The following is a 22,953-nucleotide window of genomic DNA, read 5'->3' as shown; positions in this document are numbered from 1 at the left end:
TAATGAAATAAAATCTAATAGTAAATATTTTTAACTTTTTTGAATTTGTTAAGCCTGTAAATAATTTACAGGCTTAATTTTTTGTGAAGATTTATAATTTAAGAAAGTTTTATGATTGAAGGTTTTTAAACATTTAAAAATATATTATAAATTCGCAAGATTATAATAGCATGAAAAAACTTTTTTCTTTATTCTGTATTTTAATACTAATGCAAATATCTAATGCAGAAATAAATAAATCCTCCATTGATTCCATAGAGCAGGTTATTAAGGAAACTACCAAAGTAGATTTTTCTAATACTATTAAAGTTGAACAAGCTATTGAAAATTTAAAAAAAATCTATTTATTTTCCGAAAAAATACATTATGATAAAGGAATGCTGGAAAGCGGTAATTATTTAATGACTTTTTATTACCGTAAAGGACAGTATGAAAAATTAATTCATTTTGCAACTGAATTGGAGACTGATATGGATTTAAAGAAATCAACTCACTTTTATCTGGTAAGTTCATTTTATCGTTTATTAGCTCTATCATACAGAAAATTAGGTTTTGATGAAGAAGGTGATAAAAAATATCAAAATACTTTTAAATCAGCACAAAAAATTCAAGATAAAGAAGAAGCTCATTTACTTTTAGCTTTGATCTATAAAGATCAGGCTTCATATTTTTCAGAAATTCATAAATATCCGGATTCTGTAGGTTATTATTTATTTAAAAGCCTTAAAGAAATTGAATCAATTAAAGATAAGGAAAAACTTATAAGGTTTGCTAATAAAATATTTATTTATAACAGTATTGCAGTTTATTATTTAAAGGTTGCCCAACCTAAAGATACTGTACTGGCAAGAGAGTATTTTACAAAATCAGAAAAAATCTATGAAAATACATCGCCTCCAATGCTGGCCATTAATGAAGTTGAATATCTGCTCACTTTAAGTGATTTTTATTTGTCCGAAAAAAATTATGATAAAGCTATTGAACTTACAAAAAAAGCTTTGGATATAGAAAAAAACAATCCCACCAACGCATATAAAAGAAAAAGAATGTATGAGATTCTTACCAAGTCTTACCTGGAAAAAGGAGATCATGAACAGTCAAAAAAATATATGCATTTATTAACTCTCACCAGTGATAGTATCGCTTTAGAAGGTGCTAACAGTATACAAAAACCGTTAACTAAAATTATAGAAAACAACAAAATAGCTAATCAGAAACAAACTCAAAAAATTTTAGTTTTTCTGGCAGTAATTCTTATACTGGTCTCTATTATTATTTATATAAAAGTTAGAAATAATCAGAAAAAAACTCATGAAAATTATAAAAAGCTTATTCAAAAGTTAAAAGATAATAAAGACGTATTTTCACAGCAGATACCAGAGAATAAAAATCCCGAAGAAAATACAATAATTCGAACTACAGCAAAAATATCTGATGAAACATTAAACCATCTCATGGCTAAACTAGATAAGTTTGAACAGTACAACGGATTTTTAAAAAAGGATCTTACCCTAACGTCTCTGGCTCATTCTCTGAACACTAACCCTAAATATTTATCGGAAATTATTAAAGAAAATAAGTTTAAATCTTTTAATAATTATATCAATGGTTTACGAATTAAATATATTACTCATAAATTATATGAAGAGCCTGTATACAGGCAATATAAAATAAAATATTTATCGGAAGAATGCGGATATGCTTCACACCAGGTATTTATTTTAGCGTTTAAAAAAGAAAACGGAGTAACACCTTCTTATTATATAGAAAGGTTAAAAAAGGAAGCTATTTTTCCTAAGGAAACTGCGTAAAAGAAAATATATAAATATGAAATTTCTTTTCTTTATTTTCTTCTTTATATTTATAATAAAATTTTCTTACACACAAAAAAATAAAGACTCCATTGATAATCTAATTGATCAAACCGGTAAACTGGATTTTTCAAATACAATAAAAGCAGATCAGGCAATAATAAGACTTAAAAGTATTTATAATTATTCAAAAAAGATTCATTACGATAACGGGGTTATAGAAAGTGGTAATTATATTATAATTTTTTATTACAGAAAAGGACAATATGAAAAAGTCATTAATCTGTCTTCGGATATTGAGCAAAATGTTAATTTTAAAAATATTAAAAATAATTATTCGATAAGTAAATTTTATCGCTTTTTATCATTGTCTTATATGAAGTTAGGGTTTAATGATGAGGGTTTAAAGCAATATAAAAGTTCGGTTAAATATGCTAATAAAATAAAAGACAAAGATTTTTCTCACTTTTCATTAGCTCTTTTGTATTACGAAAAAAGTATATATTTGGATCAGAATAATAAACATTCGGATTCAGTCGGATATTATTTATTTAAAACCTTAGATGAAGTTGAACTAATTAAGGATAAAGACCTATTAAATAAGTTTGGAAATAAAATATTCATATATAATGCTTTAGCGCACTTTTTTTTATATAAGGTAGAACCGAGTGATACTGCTATGGCTTATAAATATTTTACTAAAGCAAAAAATATTTATGAAAATTCCAGACCTTCAATGTTGGCTATTAACAGAATTGAGATGCTTTTAAATGAAAGTAAGCTTAATTATCTGGAAAAAAAATATGAAAAAGCTGCAGCCTTAGCTAAAAAAAGTTTAGAAATAGAGAAAAAACAGCCAACAAACTCTTACCAAAGAAAAAGAATATATGAAATTCTGGCAAAATCCTATTTAGAAACAGGTAATATTAAAGAATCAAAAAAATATATGGATTTGTTTGCCCAGACCACTGATAGTTTAGATATGCTGGAAAAAACAAACATTCAAATACCAATAGACAAAATTATTCAAAATAAACAAAAAGAACACTTTGAAAAGAATAAACAAGTTATTATCATTTTGAGTGTGATTTTAATTATTATATTTATCTTAATATATATAAAATTCAAACAAAATCAGAAAAAAACTCATGAAAATTATAAAAGACTTCTCATTAAGTTACAGGAAAATAATTTGAATTCAATTGATATAAAAGTTGAAAATAATGCTAGTAAACAAAACCCTATTGGAAAGTCTGTAACCAAAATTGCTGATGAAACAGCAAATCAGATAATTTTAAAACTTGATCGGTTTGAGCAATCTTTAAAATTTTTAAAAAAAGACATTTCGTTGACAACATTGGCTCATTCATTAAACACAAATCCTAAATATTTATCAGAACTTATCAAAGAAACTAAATCTAAATCATTTAATAAATATATAAACGGATTAAGAATTAATTACATAACTAAAAAACTTTTTGAATCTACTGTCTACAGACAATATAAAATTAAATATCTGGCAGAAGAATGTGGCTATTCCTCACCCCAGGTTTTTGTTTTAGCATTTAAAAATGAAAATGGCGTTACTCCATCTTATTATATAGAGCAACTAAAAAAGGATGATAAATAAATTTTAGTTTTATTTCAGGACAATAAAGTTAAAAGCTAATAAATTATCATAGCTTAATTTTCCAATAATACAAAAGACGTTTCAGTTTCGCTCTACTTTTAGGGTTATTTAAATAAGCAAAATTTACACTAAAACATGAATAATTTCTGAAATTATGTCTACTAGTTACATGAGTTAATTAATTGTATTTTAGTATTTTATAAAAAATTTTACGGTTGTGGTATGTATACAAGTAATGTGTAATCTGTTAGCTACCTAAATTTGTGAAAAATTAATTTATGAAAAAAACATTTTTATTATTACTAGTTGTATTATTTCAATTTTCTTTTTGTCAGGTAGGAATTAATACAGATACTCCGAACAGTACTTTATCTATAAACGGATCTTTACAAGCCGGTTATAAAGAAATCTCAGGTTCATATAATTTAACTTCTACAGACTACTATATAACGTATAATGGTACATCTGAAGCAACAGTAATACTTCCGGTAGTACAGACCGGAAACACAAGTTTCACAGGTAGAATTTATAAAATTAAAAACATCTCAGGGTTTTCAATTGATCTGGTAACTAATGACAGTAACTTACGAATTGATGGAGAAATTTCAAAAAGCATAACTATAAAACCTGGTTCATATGTTGAGATTGTCAATAATAATAATCTTACTTCCGGATGGGACGTTTCTTTTCTAGGTGCGAATATTACTAATCAGGTAATAAATAATGTTCAGATTTATGGAACACAATTAAAAATTCCACCTCATTCAAGATTTATTGCCGATTTTTCTAATCATTCAATTACAACTTACGACACCACCGATTGGTTTGTTATTTCAAAATCCTCATCAAGTTTTGAATATCAGGGTGCTTATTCTAAATCAAGTAGAATGATCATAGTTTACGAATATCAAGGAAACACTATGGATATAGAAAACTTGTATCCTATTTTAACAACAGGCAATGATCAGTCATATCCTGATATTTTTGTTGCATCTTTTATAAAATTAACGAATGACGGAACAAATGGAAAAACAAGATTAACTGTTTCTGTTAGTAGAAGTGACTTTGTAGGTACAGATCAAACAACAACAACATCAAACTGGCAAGGAACATTTTTATTAAACGTTTTACTCGCTAAATTAAAATAAATATTGAAACTCTCTAAATAAACAGGTTAAACAATAAGTCCATAAATTCATACTAGTCATTGGACTTATTGTTTATAATTTATTAGTCAGTTTTTAATAATTATAGCTAGAATTTATGTTAAAAATCAAATAAACTATTAATAAACGTTGTAGATTTTTTCAGAACTAATTCAGGAATTTCTTTATGAGGTGTATGACCTACATTGGGAATAATATATTTTTCTGCCTTTCCATTTACATTACGAACAGTTTCATCAACCTGTGTCAATGTTCCGTATTCATCTTTTTCGCCCTGTATAAATAAGAGCGGACAGCTTACAGAAGGTAGTAGATGTTTAATATTCCAATCTCTGAAATCATTACGGATCCAAGTTTCAGTCCACGATTTGAAAACCATTTCTGCTTTGTTTCCATGATACTTTTGTAAACGCTCTGCAAGATTTGAGTTTTTGTATATTTCTTGTATAAGGTAAATGCCTGAAAGTGTAATATCTTCAACAAATATATGTGCCGCTTCAACAATAACGGCCCTAATTTTTTTAGCATAAATACTTGCTGTAATAAGAGCCAGGCTTCCTCCATCGCTGTGACCAAATAAAATTGCCTGATCAATTTTAAAAAAATTCAACACATGGTTCAAGATATCGGCTTCATATTCAAGATACTTTACAGGCCTGTGGTGTGTAGGCATTGGTTCTGATTTTCCATAGCCCAGCCGGTCGTAAATAAGTACATTGCATGATACAGCTTGGGCCAAATCAAATGGAAATCTACGCCAAAGTTCTACACAGCCCAAACTATCATGTAAAAATACAAGTACAGGACGATTTTCATATACAAACCTCCATTCTGCATAAAGTTTCTTACCTTTTATTTCAAATAATTCGCTTCCGGTTTTATGTATCATTGTATTACTTTTAATAATTTTGTTTTTCCTTTAGTAATATTCAGTCCTGTAATTGCCATCATCATATAAAAGATTCCCTATACCTGTAAATTCGTTGGGAGGAAAAGCTTGGTATGTTATAACCGCTTCTCAATTTTACAAATAATATCAGTTCATCATTTAAATAAGATTATTTAAGCAATAAGCTGTCCAAAAATTTGGGATTTTTTCTCATTTGAAATATAGGCTGGTGTTTAATTATTCGTAAAATAAATGGTTCTTAGTTACATTTAGATAAAATTAAATATAATTTATAAATATTAAGATACTTGTTTATAAATACATTAGATGCTTATAAACTCAGTTGAAAAAAACAAAAACCTGCTTGCTGTTTTTTTAGGAATTTTACCAGCAATAAAGATAAAAAAATTAAATAGTTTATCTAAAATTAGGAAATTGTTTCCAAATAAAAATTTTATATCCATTTACGCTAATACACCTTTCTTTATAGAAACAGAACTATAAAAGCTGATTAAAAGTAAGTTGCAATAACGCATTTTTATCGTGTAATTAGTAATTTTAAACAAAAAATAGTTTATATATGAAGATTACTTTAAGGTTAGAAGAAGAGGCAGAATATCGTATTGTTGAGGAAATTACAAGAGAAGCATTTTGGAATGTATATTCACCAGGGTGTAGTGAACACCTGATTATTCATAAATTAAGAATGTGGCCTCAGTTTATTAAAGAACTGGATTATGTAGCTGTTAGTGATGATAAAATAGTTGGAAACATAGCTTATGTCTAATCCCAAATAATAGATACAAAAAAAAATAAAAAACATGAAATTGTTGTATTGGGGCCTGTAAGTGTTTTGCCTGACTATCAAAATAAAGGTATAGGAAGCAAGCTAATTTTGCATACTATTCAAAGAGCAAAAGAGCTAGGATACAAAGCTATTCTTTTATGTGGAGATCCAGATTATTATAAGAAATTTGGTTTTAAAGAATCAAAAAAATATAATATTACAAATGCTGAGGGAAAATTCCCGGTAGCATTACTTATTTTAGAACTTTTTCCAAAAGCTCTTAATGATGTAGAAGGCATGTATCTTGAAGATGATATTTATAATATATCTGAATATGAACTTGAAGATTTTGATAAAAATTCAAAAAAAAAGAAAAAAAAGTAACTCAATCTCAAAATAAATTCCGACAAATAGCAAATAAATATTTATAAGATAAGTATAATCAGTAATCTGTTGCTTTTAATATAACGGATCATTTAAATTATAAATCCATCACAAGAGCAACCTTTGTTTAACTTTTGCAGTCAACATCTGAGAAAAAATTAAGATTAGCATACATAATGAAAAATAAATGTTTAAGCGATAGCGAGTTTATATTTTTCTTGAATTTTTGTTTCTTTTTCACGGCATTGATAAATGATTAATGAGCTCTAAAATACAAATCTATATAGTGAGTTAAAAAAAGTTCGATATATTATATCGAACTTTTTTATCATACTAAAGAAAAATTATTAACTGTTAATTTTCAAATGCATAGAAAATTTACTTTTTAATAAAACGTAGAGTTGATTGTTGGGTATTTGTTTTAACAGTAAGCAAATAAATACCGGAAGATAATAATCGTACATCAATACGGTTATTTTTAATATTTTTCTCTTGTTTAATTAATTTACCGTCAAAGTTATAAATCTCTATACTTTGAATTTCATTGAATGTATCAAAGTGTAGTATATCAATAACCGGATTTGGATAAATTGAAATATCGGAAGAAACAATATCTGAAGAATACAGAGTTGTTGGATTATTAATGTAAATAGTATATTCTAAAGTAAACCTCGGAAATTTAGAATTAGTCATCTTACAGGTCAATGTAGTATTTACGTATTTAGGATCTGCAATGAATTTTCCATTTCCGTTAGATGCCAAAGAAATTTCTGTACTTCCGTTATACCATTTATATTGGGTAAGAGTGTTGTCAACACTGTATTCTGAGCTCAGGTCTATGGTTTTACCTGCGGAAATGGTTCCACCTTCAATTCTGGCCTGTGCTTCATAGGAATACTTGGCTATCGATTTCAAAGGTAAGGTAGAGAACCGGAACTTATTATTATAAACATAAAGTGTAGTAACGGAATTCCAGTTAGTTACGTTTATTTTTTCCAGTCGGTTAAAATGAACCAGTAAAGTGTTTACTGCTGCACAGTTGTTTACCGTCACTTCGGTCATATTATTGTACCCGGCATCAATCATTTTAAGTTTAGAATTATCAGAGGCTCTAAAAGCTGTAACGGAATTAAAAGGAAAAATAGCTTCTTCAATTTCCGGGAATGGAGTTATATCAATAGTTCCGGTTATTTTTATAGGATGATTCCACCAATATATTCTGGATATTCTTTTTCCCTGCTCACTATCTTTCCAGGTTACCCCTCTTACTTTGGAAACCCATTCTTCAGATATGTTCCAGTTTTTCAGATCATCATCCGATAATCCTACTGAAGTATAATTACTTCCCTGATTTAATATATTTCTTAACCCTTCTTTATCGCTTTCATTATAGATTCCTTGTGATTTTTCAATCTTGACTGTATATTCTAAAGTAAACCTTGGAAATTTAGAATTAGTCATCTTACAGGTCAATGTAGTATTTACGTATTTAGGATCTGCAACGAATTTTCCATTTCCGTTAGATGCCAAAGTAATTTCTGTGCTTCCATTATACCATTTATATTGGGTAAGAGTGTTTTCAACACTGTATTCTGAGCTCAGGTCTATGGTTTTACCTGCGGAAATGGTTCCACCTTCAATTCTGGCCTGTGCGTCATAGGCATACTTGGCAATCGATTTCAAAGGTAAGGTAGAGAACCGGAACTTATTATTATAAACATAAAGTGTAGTAACGGAATTCCAGTTAGTTACGTTTATTTTTTCCAGTCGGTTAAAATGAACCAGTAAAGTGTTTACTGCTGTACAGTTGTTTACCGTCACTTCGGTCATATTATTATATCCGGCATCAATCTTTTTAAGTTTAGAATTATCAGAGGCTTTGAAAGCTTCTACAGCATTAAAAGGAAAAATAACTTCTTCAATTTCCGGGAATGGAGTTATATCAATAGTTCCGGTTAATTTGGGAAATTGGCTCCACCAATATATTCTGGATATTCTTTTTTCCTGCTCACTATCTTTCCAGGTTACCCCTTTAACTTTAGCTACCCATTCTTCGGATTTTTCCCAGCTGAGAGTATCCGAAGCAGTAAGCCCCAATCCTGAGAGGTTTCTTCCCTGTCGCAAAACTTTGCGTAATCCTTCTTTATCTACTTTGTTATAAGTTGATACGAATAAGGGTTTTATATTATGTACTATATTCTGCTCCATCGTAAAACCTAAAGTAGCATCAATAGAATAGTAACCGTTTCTGGAGCCATTCCATCCCCAATTGAAATGAAAAAGTCCTTGCGCATCATAGCCGTCACAAATAAAAACATGACCTGAATTTGATGAGGATCCTGCATAAGATATCGGCAGATTATTATCTAAATTACTTTTTAAAATAGAAATCCACTCATCATCAGTTTTTGTTCGTCTATTAAGATACTGAATTTTAGGATCATATCCAAAATAAGTTTTTAAAACCCAAGCCACATCATTAGCGTATGCATTGCTACCTCCATAATTGTAATCCATATGCAATGCTGCACCACAATGGTACATTAGATCAGCTACTGCTTTTTCCTGAGCAGCATTACTTAATCCGGGGTTATATCCGGTAAGCATATTATCCCAATTATAAGTATATTGGGTAATATCTATTGAAGGAATTTTAATCTCCAACGTACGCGTTGTATAACTAGAAGTTGCCAAAATTCCTTTTGAAGGAAATTTATGATATTTCATAATCTGAGCCATAGCAGTAGCTACACATCCGGTAAGTGCTGGTTTTCCGGACTGATTTTTAACAGGAATGGAATTCCAAAAAGGATGGGCTTGGCTCCAAGCTGTTTTTATTAAGGGACTGACACTTTTTTCCAAACGAAATGCAGCTGTGGTAAAATTCAGGTAGGACTGCCATTGTTTTTTCACCTTTTCTGTAGGTTTTTTTTCTTTTAGAATAGCTTCTTCAATACCTTGCTGAACTTTTTCCATCCACTCGATGTAATTGGGTGGAAGATCTTCTTCATTATATGTACCTTCAGTAGTATAACCTATAACAGGAGTACATACATCATCAGCTGCTATAATGATATATCCATGGTTGTTGCCCTTGTCAAATACATAGTATAAATTGGGGGCTTTCTGAGTTTTTTTTGATTTAGAATTTCCTTGCACGGTTTTTACCAGCTGAATGTCCGCTGACCTGAATAAAACAGAGCTGTTTTGGCTTTGATGAACCCGAGCAATCCGGGTAGCTTCATTTACAGTTATTTGCTTCCCAAATATTGGTAAAGAACATACTGTCAGTAAGAACAATAATAATTTTTTTTTCATATGTAGTTAATTTTAATATGTTTAAATATGAGCAATCGTAGCTTATTACTTATAATGTTTATAATCAGTAATCTTTATATTATTTAGTTATAAAAAATTTAGCTCAACATTTGTACATTTTTTGTTTCATTATGTAAAAGAACTTTTTCATATTCTATTTGTCAAATACAGATGTCAATACGTTGACTATTTTCAATAACCTTCTAGTTTATTGATGATTACAGACAATTTTTTTTGTCATCTATAATTTTTTATTATAGTAATAGCATACTAATAAATTTCCTTATAATTAAAATTTATAATAAGAAGTAAAAAATCAAGAAATAATATTTATTATATTAAAATAAGAAAAAATTTATCTTTCAAAGATAGTTATTTTTGTTTTTTATTAAATAAAAATAATTATTTATTTCTAATTTGTAATTTTGTAAATTGATACTCAGGTTCTTTCGTTTGATTGCATTCAATTTTAATACTACAATTGGCATTAAATATATTTATATCAGTTCTATTACATTCTCCTAATAAAATAGTATTTATTAAAACTTTAGCATGTTTTTTTACATTTTTATATTACTAATTAATGTAGAATTAAGAAATATTATATAAAAATTACTTAATTATTTCTATTTAACTTTGCAAAAAGTTTTCAATAATAAAAATTAATCAATTATATAACGTAATGATGACCAGTAACAAATTTCCATATTCAGGACAAATATTTTTATTAACCATGGATAACGGATTAAAAGTAACTAATAATTATTTAGCAGATGGAATTAATCTAGAAGTCGAATTTATTTCAGGTGAATTAAAAGGTGTAAAGATGCAAATGCCTTATACATGGAAAGAAATATCAAAAAATTGTTTTTTAATATCATGGCAAGAAAATGATAAATCAACAGTTGTTCATTATGATGATTTTAATCAAAATAAATCCCATGCATTTTATACTACAATGAAAGGAGAATTTTATAAAATGGAAGGTATCATTGAAAAATATCAATAAATTTTTTATTTCCATGTATATTATATTTTTTAGTGATCATAAAAATTTAATCTAAAATATAATTAAATTCTAAAACTAATTTTTTATTAATAAAAAGTTATTATTAAATATACATGTGAGTAGTTAAAAAACAAAAATTAACTAAAGTTTAGTTTTATGATGTTCTATTGCTCTATTGACACCATTTTTATATTTAGTATAATCAATTTAAAATAAATGTTTGAGCGATAGCGATTTTTTACTTTTTTGAATTATAATTCCTTTACTTACGCCTTAAAAAATTAAGTAACTTAAAGCTATTCAACATAATGCAAGAATAGTAAAGAAGATAATCATGAGATTTATGACCGATTTAAACATTTTATTTAAAATAAATATATTTGCAATTATAAATTTTTAATAAAAATATGAAAAAAGTTATACTGATTGTTATATTAACCTTATTTTATAATATAATAAATGCTCAATTACTTGAATTAAATAAATTATCTAAAGGAGAATTAATTCAGGAATTATATTTACGTGATAATAATAAAGACGATCTATTCGGTTATTTATACATCTTTAAAATAGATCAGCTTGATAAAAAAGAATATTTATATGATTATATTTTACTTGATAAAAATTTAAATAAAGTATCAGCCGGAAATTTTACAGAAAAACTAGGTAACTTTTCAAAAAAAATATTTGTAAATGCCATACATAGAAATGGTTTAATATCTTTTAATATTAATGAAATAGCTACCGGAGGTGCTACCGTTAGAAATAGATATCGTCTTTTAAATATTAAAGATAATAAGTTATCAGATGCATTTTATTTATCTAAAGATTTAACTAAAGAATACAATCAGGAAACCAAAAATGTAAGAGAAAGTATTACCTTTTATTACGAACCCAATAGTTTTGGTTATCACTTATATAGTCCATTGGAAACCAATCAGGAAAAAAAATTACTTAAATTATCCTCTAAAACTATAGAAGAACGTTTAGAGCTGGCAAATGTAAATGTAAACCGTTTAAATTTTGCTAATGAAAACTTAGATTTTCAATGGTCTTACGAGTTTAATAAATCAGCTAATGAAAACCAATACGAAAAAATTTATCTTTCAAATAACCCCAATCTTACCAATACTATTATCGGAGAAAAGTATTTCAAAGGAAAAAATAATGAGACTAAATTAAAAAACGGACAATTATTTAATTCTTTTTTAATTTTTAATAAAGACAGCGGGCAATTGATTAGTGAAATAACTCCTTACGGTCAGCATACTGTAAATGGAATAGAAGCTAAAGAAATCACAAATATTAATGTATTTATAGATTCGGAAAAGATTACATTTTTAAACCGAATTATGAGTAATAAAGTCAAATCGTTTAATTTAGATGAAAAGAAAATTATAGGTTTTTCTAAGTCCCAATATTCTATTTCTACAGGAAACGAAATAAATAGAATTTTTTTTACATGGGATCAATTAGCTGAATATTTGACAATTAATGAATTCGGATATATACAAGAAAAAGATAATCCTAACTGTTATTTATACTTACACGATGTAATATTAAATTCAAATGGTAATCTTATTTTTATTACCGAACAATATAAAACATTAGCTGGTGACAGTATTGGATTTGCTATCCCTGGAGGAGTTAAAATAGGTGATATGATTATTTTTGAACTTGATAAAAATATGAAACTAACTTATTATAAAAGGATAGAAAAAGAATTACAAACCATACGGAATGGTGTGAAAATGCAAGGGATTTTGGCGGATTATTTAAATGCTTTTGACTATACCGGATATCAAAATGCAGGAAATAATAAATATTATTTCTTTTACTACAATAGACAAATACCAGAAAATGGTGGAAAAAAACAATGGTTTTTAGGGATTGTAACATACGATAACGGAAAATTTACAGAGAGTAAAATACAATTGAAAACTTCAAGAGATGACAGTAAATTAAATGTTATTCCAGCAAAAAATGGATACGTTTTAGTTACGGAAATTTTTAAAGATAAAAATAAAAGTACTGAAATACGTTTAGAAAAAATAAACTAATCTAAAAAAACTGCTGAAATGTCAGCAGTTTTTTTATTGTATTTGTGAAAAATTACTAAGTGGGAAAGTTAAATTTTTTCCCCTCCCCTTTTTTTTAATTAAATAGCTTAAAGCTATGTAACCTAATGCAAATACATTATAGAAAAATTACATATTTCAGATTCACGGCATAATTAACAGATTTTCCTATACTATCATGTTATGTCAGCGCAAAAACTATAGGCTTCGCCTAAATTAAACTTTTAAAAGCCGATTACCCAAATATATTTATATATAAAAGAACCATGCAGTTCTTTTACTTATAAGATTAAAAATTATCTCCTATCAATAATTTAGATAAGTTTTCAAAGCCCAGTTGTTCGTTGGTATTCATATAATTCAATTTTTCGGCAAATGAATGAAGTTCTTTCACCACCTGATTCACCGCTAGTTTCAACGCCAAACGGTCAATTTCAAATTCGTCTTTGGGAGGTGTGGGAACAAACGATTCGCCCTGTGGTAGCTCAGATCTGAGATTAAACCGTATCCTGTCTTGAGTTATATTAATTGCCGGACAAGGATGCCCCTGCCAGAATGAATGATTATTACCATTAGAAAGATCAATCCAGCCTTCAATATCTGCCAAATCACCACAACATTGTGGGTACAATACATCTTCTCCATTTACATTCAGAATATATCCTCCATCCAACGGATATATTTCATCTAAACTATAGTTTTTAGTCTTGTATTCTATCTGAAGTAATAGATGAGCATCGTTAATCTTGGCTATTTCGTAGAAACTGCAACCCTTTGTATAGGGTGTCAATTCAGAAAATCCATGCTCTGCAAGGCATTGATCGCTATACCTCTCCCATTCGTCCGGATATAGCCAGTAAGGCCCTTTTTCGGGGCTTTTTATATTATCCGAAGAACGAAATATTTCAATAACCGGGATTAGTTTTATATTCATGTTAGTTGTTTTTTTTATATAATTCTACTAATGTATCTACTACTTTGAATGAAGCATCCTTAGATATGAAGGATAACAAGGTAATGGATTTTTTTTCACGGGAGGCAGCCTGTATTTTATGATGTCCGTCTAATAGGTAATTAGCATACGTCCAATGGCTGACAATGCCATCTTCCGGTATTTCCATGTAAGTCATACATTCTTTAGCATCCACCACTGCCAGGGCCAGAGCTGTGGGTTGTTTTCCTTCTCTAATCTGTTCCTGATAAAACCGTACTCTATTTTCCTCTAAAGAAGAAGGTGGGTATAAGGGAATAAAAAACTCAAACAGTTTTTCGTGCTCTGAAATCACACTGTCCGTACCCCGATAATATATACCGCCGGTTTCATCCGTTTCATCTTCATAATCCCATAAAGGATTTTGCTCTTCCTTAAAATAGTCTCTTTTGCCGTTGTAGCAGGTTTGATAAGGCTGTATTTCAAGTAATAAACATTCATATTCACCCTCAGGTATAATCGCAGATAATTGCTTCGATATATCATCAGATATAGTTTCAATACCGTTGGCCAGATTATTTCTTACACTATCAGCGGTATAGCTACCCGCCAGGTCTGTTTTAATCTGAGTGAAAAAAAATGCGCAAGTACCGCAAATATTGCCGATATGAAATAAAGGCTCATTGTCGTAAGAAATAAACCGGTCCCACACTTCCCAATCTCCACCTCCGGTGGTAGTAAAGCTTAGTTTTGAATCAGACTTTGTAATTTTTAAATATATATGATCTAATAGCATACTATAATTTTTTGTACCCTTGATGAGATTCGAACTCACATTCCCCGTATATCGGGGCAGTATGGCTCTAAATGCGCTTCCCTACTTATATTACTACTTTCGGTGCTTCTGCAAAGTCTACCCGTTGCAGCGCACAGGCCGGCAACGGGAATATCCATACACTTCACGGTGACGTTACAACTTTTTCCGCAGCTTTATCCTTTTAAGCTACAAGGGTGTTTAGGTTATCGTTGTTGAATGATTATGCAAAATAAGAGTTTAAGTACGCAGTGTTTATGCGTAATATGAAGTATTTTTATTTATTTTGAAATTAATTAAAACATTTGAATTTAAACATAGCTGATAAATAATGAACACGGTGTCTTTTTTAAATCAAAAAATTCTACGAAATTTTCTGTCGGATATTATATCCTGGAGGAATTTATGATCTGATTTTCAACATGCAAAACAGCCTGATTCTTTTTATTTATACGGTTTCTATGGATCAGTAAAGACTTTACACCATTGTAAACCCCTGTAAAATACTCATCTTTTTTAAAATGAGGTATAAACACTGAATCCAGTACTTGTTTACAAATAGAATCAGTAAGAATCTTTTCCAATCTTCGGGAAGTAGCAATAGCTATCAAACGACGCTTTTTGCTTATAGCAATCACTACCTCAGTTTTTTCATATTCCGGTTGATTGCCCAAATTTGCAGCATAACTCAGTATGTTCTTGTAAGGTGCAATATTTTCCGTGGTAACTACTGAAACAAAAAAATGCTGGCGGTTGCTGTAGGCTTTTAATTGAATTTCCAGTTTATTTTTTTCGCTGTCCGTAAAAACACCTTCTTGATCCTGAACCTGATTTAAATGCAAAGGCATCTGCGGACAAAAGCCTGTAAAAAGGAACATACATACTGTAAGAAATAAAACCTGATTATTAAACATCTGACAAATATATTCATAAAAAATAACAGGCTTTTAGTATTACTGAGCTTACAAACAAAAAACATTGAGCTTTATAACAAAGCCTTTACCTGTAACAATTTATACTTTTACCCTGTAAATAAGTAAATAGATAATGAAGAAACTGATATTCGTATTGGCAGTTGTAATACAAACATTTGGAGCCTGCCAGCAAAACAAACAAAAAGAAATTATGAAACAGACAGAAGAAAAAGAACATTATACTTTTACATTGAGTGATCAAGTAACACGTAAAAAAGTAACTTTTGAAAACCGTTACGGAATCAGTCTGACAGGTGATTTATATTTACCTAAAGAATATAATTCCGGCAAAAAGCTACCTGCTCTGGCAATTAGCGGGCCGTTTGGAGCCGTCAAAGAACAATCGTCCGGGCTGTATGCAAATCAGATGGCAGAGCGAGGATTTGCCGTATTGGCATTTGATCCCTCGTACACAGGAGAAAGCGGTGGCGAACCCCGCAATGTAGCTTCACCGGATATCAATACGGAAGATTTTAGTGCTGCGGTAGATTTTCTGGGTATCCAGAAAATGGTTGATCGAAATAGAGTCGGAATTATCGGCATTTGCGGATTCGGAGGTTTTGCCCTGAATGCCACTGCGGTAGATAAACGGATAAAGGCAGTAGCTACCACCAGCATGTATGATATGTCAAGAGTTATGTCTAACGGATATTATGATCAAATGACTGAGCAGGAACGTACCCTACTTTTAGAACAAATGAGCAGGCAACGCTGGGAAGATGCAGAATCCGGAACTTATAAATTGGCACCTCGTGCCAATGCAGAAAAGTTAAATGGAGATGAACCTCAATTTGTTAAAGAGTATTTTGATTATTATCGCACACCCCGAGGTTTTCATGAGCGTTCTATTAATTCCAACGGAGCCTGGGCAGCTACGAATGCATTTTCCTTTATGAACTTTCCATTGTTAACCTATAGTAAAGAAATAGCCCCGCGACCGGTGCTGCTTATAGCAGGAGAAAATGCACACTCCCGTTATTTCAGTGAAGATGCTTACAAGAACCTTAAGGACCCCAAAAAGCTTATGATTATTCCTAATGCGGTTCATGTGGACTTATACGATAGAGTAGATATTATTCCTTTTGATGTATTAGCAACCTTTTTTAAAACTAATTTAAAATAAACAAATTGTTTACTTAGGTTGATATGTGATATATAAAGCCTTTATCATGCCGCTAAAAGTTAAATAAGAAAGTTCTTGAATCTTGTATAGTTCAAGAACTTTTTTTAAATATAAAAGTTTACAGATCAATTGATTCATTTAAATAATGATTTTAATTTCTGAAATTAGATCCTCTTTACATTATACATATTTTTTCGCCCTCTATTTTGTTTATATTTGTTAAAATGTAAATACTATGCTACACAAAGAAAAGTTCTTTATAATACTGGAAGAAAAAAAAGTTTTTGAAATTATTCCTTTTTTAAAAAGTTTAACCCTTGAAGAACGTAAAACATTAGCTAAACCAATCAGGCAGAGTATTAAAAATGCACAGGAAGAAACTGATAAAAGAAATAACGATACTTTTGTTATACTTTCCATTGCTGCATTTGTTTGTTTCAATTATAGTGATTATGTTCGCAACTACATATACCTGAGTTACCTTTCGTCCGGGTTCATTAAATTTCATGAGTATACGCAGGGCGAGTTAATGAAAAAGATCAGAATTGAGGATGTTTTATGCTGGTACTGTCCCGACTGGATAGATACATATCTGAATAAAACGGATAATTTTGAAGCAGTTACTTACGATGAGATAATACACTGGACGGACAAAGGATATGTAAAACCTTCACCTGAGCTTATTTCTCATAATCTGGTTCGTTATATCTATCAGTATCATCCCAACCAAACTATTCAACATACTTTTCACCCCGAACGTTTATTACAATATCCAATTACTTTGAAAGAACATATCTGGTATTTATTTCAATACAAAACCGATATTAACCATCCAGAAATATATTATGGAATGGAGAATCCTGAAAATGATTGGATAAAAGCTATTAAGCTGCTAGTGGAAAATAAGCAAACGGACAGACTAAGAATATTAGCAGAATGTGTAAAGACGGCCAACCAGGGATTTAATAAAACCTTATCCGGATGGTTTTTCAAACTTTTTAATGCATTACATCCTACTCCTTCGGAATTGATACAGCTTCAGGAACATTTATGGCCGGCATTAAGCTCTCCACAGACAAGTGTCGTTGGAATAGTGCTTAATTATAGTAAAAGCATCAAAGAATATTTTGAATTTGATTTCGATGCATTTCTTTTTTATCTTCCCAACTTATTGTCCTCTCCAACCAAAGCTATCGTAAAAAGTTCTCTGGATCTTGCCGAATATTTGTTAAAAAATAAAAAAGGCTGTTCAGAAAAAATTTGTGAGGCCTTGGGAAACGGATTCATTTCCCGGGATGAAAGCATTCAGAAGCGTTTGGCCAAGCTACTTATCAGCTATGGTAACCCTACAGTTCTTAAAACAAAATTATCTCCATATACCGATTATATTTTGTCATCAGTCAAACCTCAGCTTCAGGAATTGTTAGAAATAACATCAGTCAACCCGGACGATGAAGAGAATGTTGAAATTCAACCTTCCGGAATGCCTAAATTCATAAGTCATCATTCACAAATTGAAGAAATAACAACTTTAGATGAATTTCAGTTTTTCATCAATCAGGTTTTTGAAAATAATGAACCCTGGCATATCTTTTGGTTACCCGTATATATACAAAAATTTAAGGATGAGATAATTAAAGATCCTGATTTGTTAGCTTCGGCATTAAAAATAGCTGTAAAAGCTTTTATGAACCAAAACTATGGACGAATAGATAATGTAGCTGCTTCATTTTTAATTAGCTATGCGAAATATTTGATAGAACAGTATCCGGAAAATACTGCTAAAATTAAAGCTATAGTAGTAAATTCAAAGGTTCCGGATTTAACTAGTCTGAAAACCAGATTCGTACAATCATATTTAACTCCCTTGATTCATATCTATATGCGGGTATACGAACAACTTAAAAAAGGAATTGTTCTGCCCCTGTTATCAACACCAACTCATACTCCTCATTGGATTGAACCTTCTGCACTGATCAGTCGTCTGGCAGAATATCAGCACAAAAAAGAAGAACCGTTTAGTTTTGATTTGCAGCTGGCTATTCAGCGTTGCTGCCTCGAAAATGCTTCTGCATATATAGAAATGGCTCAGAAAAAACTTACCGGTGAATTGAAAGATCTGATACTTTTTTTATTGGATTCTACCCTGGATGAACCTAATCAGGTAGAACATTCAGCCTGGTGGATGACAGCTGCCCTTACACGAAATCCGAATAAAATTCCTAAAATGAAATCTGAATGGGGATATGATTATTTAAATGATGACTATTTTACAGATCACCTGAAGTGGGAAGTACTTGTTAAAGAAAAAAAATATAAAATAAAACTTCCCTATTATACCCTATCTGCCGGTAAATCTACCTTATACATGGAATATTTAATCCCTAAAAAAATATGCGATCCTTTACGCAAAAATGATGCATACCATTTAGGGTTGTCTATGCCGCACAACAAGACCTTACTCGAGGTGCATATTTTAAACTCTTTAAATGATCCTACCTCTTCATCATCCGATGTTTTAGTAGATGTATGTTCGATGCTACAGATCTTACAAACTACAGGTATTAATGATTTTGATTTTAATTATCATTTCCTGGCTCACAGTTGGTTATATCCAAATAAAACAGCGCGGGACATTGTTTCTTCTCTGTGGGTTGAATATGTACAGCAACAGAAGCTGGACAGTAGTAAATTAGGAAAAGAATTAGGCAGGTTAAATACAAACGGATGGTTACCGGTAAAGCGTTTAACAGATGCACTAGACATGCTTCTAAATATTAGTTCCGTGCATGATAAAGAATTAATCTGTTTAATCGAAAATATATTGTTGGAAACTTCAGAACCTTATACTAACATAAGGAAATTACTGGAAATATATAAAGAGTTGTTATTGATTGCCAATCAAAAATCAGGTATAACCGAAAAGCTGGATGCCTGGAAAGATGAAAAAAACTGTAAGAAGGTAATACTGGAAATTTTAAAACAATAAACGCATGGATGATAGTTTAATATATAAATATGCATTTCCTTCCAGCGTTATACAAAAATCGGGTAAGGATGAACTTTTCCTTTCAAAATATAGTGAAATACAAAAAAACAGCGAGGCTCCCTGTTATTTCTGGGGTACTATCCGAAATCCTTTCATCATCTCCCGCTGCCTGGTCACTCTGTCTAACGTTGTAAAATCAAACTATAGTTTAACGCCTGCACAACTGGCCCTTATCAAAGATCCTATAGTAACAGCCGGTAATGAACGTATACGTTTTGAAGGTTTCTCACAATGTGCAGGTGTATATGCGCGGGTAGATGTTTTGCCCGATGCACTGGATGGAGAATTTCTGGAAAACGGCACTACTAATGTTGATTTTAACCCGCCCATACTTACCGCTTTAAACAGTCTTCGTTCAGATGCTAAATTGATGATGTCTGTAGGCCAAAAGGAAGTGGGAATACATATAGACAATGAGCACATAGTAGAGCGTAAGGTACCACTGCCTGACAAGTGGATCCGAGGATTGAGCTCAGTTCAGATCTACCTTTCGAAATCAGAAAAATCGTTTACTTTAAACCGGGTACAGGCTCAGCAATTATTTCGCGATATTCCTAAAGGAATAATAAAAACAGATTATTATCTTAGTATTAGAGGTAATTTACCTGTTTTTTCTCCTGCAAAATCTATCAGCGGAGTCTGTGTCGGTGGCTTACACCGTTTGCGATTGTTGGAACCGCTTCTTCCCTATATTGATTGTTTACAGATATTTTCCCACTCCAGCATGCAGTCTACTACCTGGCAGCTTTATTTTGGATCCATACGCTTCAGCTTAACCTTATCCCGAATTTCCTGGCGGGGATTTTCGGGTGAAGGAGCAGTGCTTGATTTTTTGCTGAATGATTTGCCGGAACATTGGATACAGGCTATGGATAATTATTCATATGCCAACCAATCTTTTAATCCTGTACAATTTGCGATTGCAGAAAATTTAGATTTCGATAAGGTAGACAGACTTACAGGTAAATTGACCGCTATGGGTTTACTAGGATTTGATCTTGACGAAAACCAATTCTTTTACCGACGTCTGCCCTTCAACCCTGACCGCATAATCAAATTAAATCCGAGAATAAAAGGAGCTGAAAAGTTAATTGCCGATCAAAAAGTAGAAATAATAAGCAATGTAGAAGGAAAAATTAAGGCATATGTTGAAGGAAGTGATATAAGACATACGATATTACTGGATAAGAGCAGTGAACGATGTACCTGCGAGTGGTATACTAAATATCAGGGAGAAAGAGGGCCATGTAAACATGTTCTGGCAGTAAAAAAAATGATCAATTACAAGTAATGTTCTGTCATAAATAGCAACTACTTCTAAAATATAATTAATTATTAAAGTAAAGTGCAATAACATAACAACCTATAATTACAATCAAGGGAATTTTTTATATTATATTTCAAAATATTTAGAAATTAATACCTTTGTATTCTTAATTTTTACCTGACATGAATTTACATTTTATACAGCACGAAACTTTTGAAGCTCCCGGAGCATATTTACAATGGGCGCAAGATAAAAATCATACGTTTCAATTCTCAAAAGTATTTGAAAAGGATCTGCTTCCTGAATCTGTTGAAAATATAGATATGTTAATTGTTTTAGGAGGACCACAGGATCCGGCAACTACTCTTGAAGAATGTTCTCATTTTGACTCAAAAGCTGAAATATCTTTTATAAGAAAATGTATAGATGCAGGCAAGGCTGTTGTAGGCATATGCTTAGGTTCTCAGCTTATAGGTGAAGCTTTAGGAGCTCGTTTTGAACATAGTCCGGAAAAAGAAATAGGTGTATTTCCTATTCAACTTACAGAGGATGGAAAAAAAGATGAAAAAGTAGCTCATTTCGGAAACTTTCTTCCGGTAGGACACTGGCATAATGATATGCCCGGATTAACCGCTCAAAGTAAAATACTTGCAGTTAGTAACGGATGTCCCCGACAAATTGTTTCTTATACTCCTTTAGTGTATGGATTTCAATGCCATATGGAATTTACTTCTGAAGTAATGGAGCTTCTTATTGCTGAAGAAAAAGACTTTTTAGAAACACAAAATACTTATGCCTGGGTTCAAAAGCCAGAAGAAATTCGAAGTTATAATTACAATGAAATGAATGAAAAACTTTGTATATTTTTAGATAAGCTGCAAAATGCATATCAACAAAGTCTTTCTTAAACTATTTTACATAAATAAAAAACGTATCACCTCCTTTAAAAAAAGAGAAGTAATACGTTTTTTATTCGCCGGGTTATTTATTTACATTTTAAATCCGGGCATATAATCAAAACGGATCTAGTTTTTAAGAGCTTCTTTTATCATTTCTCCTACACGGGTAGCAGATTGCGGATTTTGTCCGGTAATAAGCCGTTGATCAGAAACGGCCTGAACTTTCCAGGGATCCGCTTTTTCAAAAATAGCTCCACGTTCTTTCATCTTATCTTCTAACAGAAAAGGTACCACTTTCGTTAGTCCTACTTTATCTTCTTCTTCATTGGTAAACCCACTTACCTTTTTACCGTTCAGTAAGTAAGAGCCGTTGTCCAGTTTTACATTTATTAATCCAGCAGGGCCATGACATACAGCAGCTACAATACCATTATTTTCATATATTTTTGATGTTATACGCGCAATATCTTTATTATCTGGCAAATCCCACATAGCCCCATGTCCCCCAGCATAATAAATAGCATCATAGTCTTCGGTATTCACCTGGGAAGGTTGTAAGCTATGACTGATTTTATTATTATATACTGGATTTTCCCAGAATTCTTTATTAACAGGATCGTTTAAATCAAAACCATCTACCGGTGGATTTCCTCCCTTTGGACTGACAAAATCAATTTCATAACCCGCTTGGGTCAATACTTTCCACGGATGAGAAACTTCACTTAAAAAATAACCTGTTTTTTTTCCTGTGTTTCCTTTTTCGCTGTGACTGGTAACAACAAATAAAATTTTCTTTTTCATTGCATTTTTTTTAGCTTGTTGTG

The 22,953-nt window shown here is 30.8% G+C and carries 18 protein-coding genes; 12 read left to right on the top strand and 6 right to left on the bottom strand.

All coding sequences use genetic code 11. The annotated features are described in order from the left end of the window. Positions 1–170: 170 nt before the first annotated feature. The 3 genes from EOV51_RS11750 (at position 171) to EOV51_RS11740 (ending at position 4,589) form a co-directional block, all read left to right on the top strand. Positions 171–1,811, top strand: a complete 1,641-nt coding sequence (locus EOV51_RS11750) for a helix-turn-helix domain-containing protein (RefSeq protein WP_128152719.1) — start codon at positions 171–173, stop codon at positions 1,809–1,811. A gap of 16 nt (positions 1,812–1,827) precedes the next feature. Next, positions 1,828–3,441, top strand: coding sequence for a helix-turn-helix transcriptional regulator (locus tag EOV51_RS11745; RefSeq protein ID WP_128152718.1), 1,614 nt, complete (start codon positions 1,828–1,830; stop codon positions 3,439–3,441). Between the two features lie 278 nt (positions 3,442–3,719). Then, positions 3,720–4,589, top strand: coding sequence for a hypothetical protein (locus tag EOV51_RS11740; protein ID WP_128152717.1), 870 nt, complete (start codon positions 3,720–3,722; stop codon positions 4,587–4,589). Positions 4,590–4,707: 118 nt separating this feature from the next. Here EOV51_RS11740 and EOV51_RS11735 read toward each other — a convergent pair whose 3' ends face one another. After that, a complete protein-coding gene (locus tag EOV51_RS11735) occupies positions 4,708–5,496 on the bottom strand; it encodes an alpha/beta fold hydrolase (protein ID WP_128152716.1) in 789 nt (262 codons plus the stop codon). Positions 5,497–6,076: 580 nt separating this feature from the next. Here EOV51_RS11735 and EOV51_RS14830 point away from each other — a divergent pair. Both EOV51_RS14830 and EOV51_RS14825 read left to right on the top strand, forming a co-directional pair. Further along, a complete protein-coding gene (locus tag EOV51_RS14830) occupies positions 6,077–6,283 on the top strand; it encodes a hypothetical protein (RefSeq protein ID WP_228427625.1) in 207 nt (68 codons plus the stop codon). Positions 6,284–6,289: 6 nt separating this feature from the next. After that, positions 6,290–6,667 carry a GNAT family N-acetyltransferase gene (locus EOV51_RS14825; protein WP_317126984.1) on the top strand — a complete coding sequence of 126 codons (378 nt, stop codon included), beginning with the start codon at positions 6,290–6,292 and terminating at the stop codon, positions 6,665–6,667. Between the two features lie 378 nt (positions 6,668–7,045). On the opposite strand, the gene EOV51_RS11725 is transcribed toward EOV51_RS14825, so the two are convergent. Further along, complete coding sequence (locus EOV51_RS11725) at positions 7,046–9,985, bottom strand: thiol protease/hemagglutinin PrtT (RefSeq protein WP_128152715.1); 2,940 nt, start codon at positions 9,983–9,985, stop codon at positions 7,046–7,048. 682 nt (positions 9,986–10,667) lie between these two features. Between EOV51_RS11725 and EOV51_RS11720 the strand changes: the two genes are divergently transcribed. Continuing rightward, positions 10,668–10,994: a MoaF-related domain-containing protein gene (locus EOV51_RS11720; protein ID WP_228427624.1), complete on the top strand. Its 327-nt coding sequence runs from the start codon at positions 10,668–10,670 to the stop codon at positions 10,992–10,994. 407 nt (positions 10,995–11,401) lie between these two features. Further along, positions 11,402–13,054, top strand: coding sequence for a DUF6770 family protein (locus tag EOV51_RS11715; RefSeq protein WP_128152714.1), 1,653 nt, complete (start codon positions 11,402–11,404; stop codon positions 13,052–13,054). A gap of 307 nt (positions 13,055–13,361) precedes the next feature. On the opposite strand, the gene EOV51_RS11710 is transcribed toward EOV51_RS11715, so the two are convergent. Both EOV51_RS11710 and EOV51_RS11705 read right to left on the bottom strand, forming a co-directional pair. Further along, positions 13,362–14,006, bottom strand: a complete 645-nt coding sequence (locus EOV51_RS11710; RefSeq protein WP_128152713.1) for a hypothetical protein — start codon at positions 14,004–14,006, stop codon at positions 13,362–13,364. Between the two features lies 1 nt (position 14,007). Further along, complete coding sequence (locus EOV51_RS11705; RefSeq protein WP_128152712.1) at positions 14,008–14,799, bottom strand: hypothetical protein; 792 nt, start codon at positions 14,797–14,799, stop codon at positions 14,008–14,010. A 71-nt stretch (positions 14,800–14,870) separates the two neighbouring features. On the opposite strand from EOV51_RS11705, the gene EOV51_RS14875 reads away from it, so the two are divergent. Further along, positions 14,871–15,005, top strand: coding sequence for a hypothetical protein (locus EOV51_RS14875; RefSeq protein ID WP_255424461.1), 135 nt, complete (start codon positions 14,871–14,873; stop codon positions 15,003–15,005). Between the two features lie 198 nt (positions 15,006–15,203). Here the strand turns inward: EOV51_RS14875 and EOV51_RS11700 are convergent, their stop codons facing one another. After that, positions 15,204–15,731: a TPM domain-containing protein gene (locus EOV51_RS11700; RefSeq protein ID WP_128152711.1), complete on the bottom strand. Its 528-nt coding sequence runs from the start codon at positions 15,729–15,731 to the stop codon at positions 15,204–15,206. 133 nt (positions 15,732–15,864) lie between these two features. On the opposite strand from EOV51_RS11700, the gene EOV51_RS11695 reads away from it, so the two are divergent. The 4 genes from EOV51_RS11695 (at position 15,865) to EOV51_RS11680 (ending at position 22,138) form a co-directional block, all read left to right on the top strand. Beyond that, entirely contained in the window at positions 15,865–16,914 is a 1,050-nt protein-coding gene (locus tag EOV51_RS11695) for an alpha/beta hydrolase (RefSeq protein WP_128152710.1), read from the top strand. Between the two features lie 235 nt (positions 16,915–17,149). Next, entirely contained in the window at positions 17,150–19,903 is a 2,754-nt protein-coding gene (locus tag EOV51_RS11690) for a DUF6493 family protein (protein ID WP_128152709.1), read from the top strand. 4 nt (positions 19,904–19,907) lie between these two features. Beyond that, the gene (locus EOV51_RS11685; RefSeq protein WP_128152708.1) at positions 19,908–21,254 is read left to right on the top strand and encodes an SWIM zinc finger family protein; all 1,347 of its coding nucleotides are present in this window, start codon (positions 19,908–19,910) and stop codon (positions 21,252–21,254) included. 158 nt (positions 21,255–21,412) lie between these two features. Continuing rightward, positions 21,413–22,138: a type 1 glutamine amidotransferase gene (locus EOV51_RS11680; RefSeq protein ID WP_128152707.1), complete on the top strand. Its 726-nt coding sequence runs from the start codon at positions 21,413–21,415 to the stop codon at positions 22,136–22,138. 117 nt (positions 22,139–22,255) lie between these two features. Here the strand turns inward: EOV51_RS11680 and EOV51_RS11675 are convergent, their stop codons facing one another. Next, complete coding sequence (locus tag EOV51_RS11675) at positions 22,256–22,930, bottom strand: type 1 glutamine amidotransferase domain-containing protein (protein WP_128152706.1); 675 nt, start codon at positions 22,928–22,930, stop codon at positions 22,256–22,258. Between the last annotated feature and the right edge of the window lie 23 nt (positions 22,931–22,953).

It is taken from the genome of Apibacter raozihei, assembly GCF_004014855.1.
In the GTDB taxonomy this organism is placed as follows: Bacteria; Bacteroidota; Bacteroidia; order Flavobacteriales; family Weeksellaceae; genus Apibacter; species Apibacter raozihei.
The sequence above is the reverse complement of the archived record's forward strand: the minus strand, read 5'-3'. Positions and strand labels throughout refer to the sequence as shown.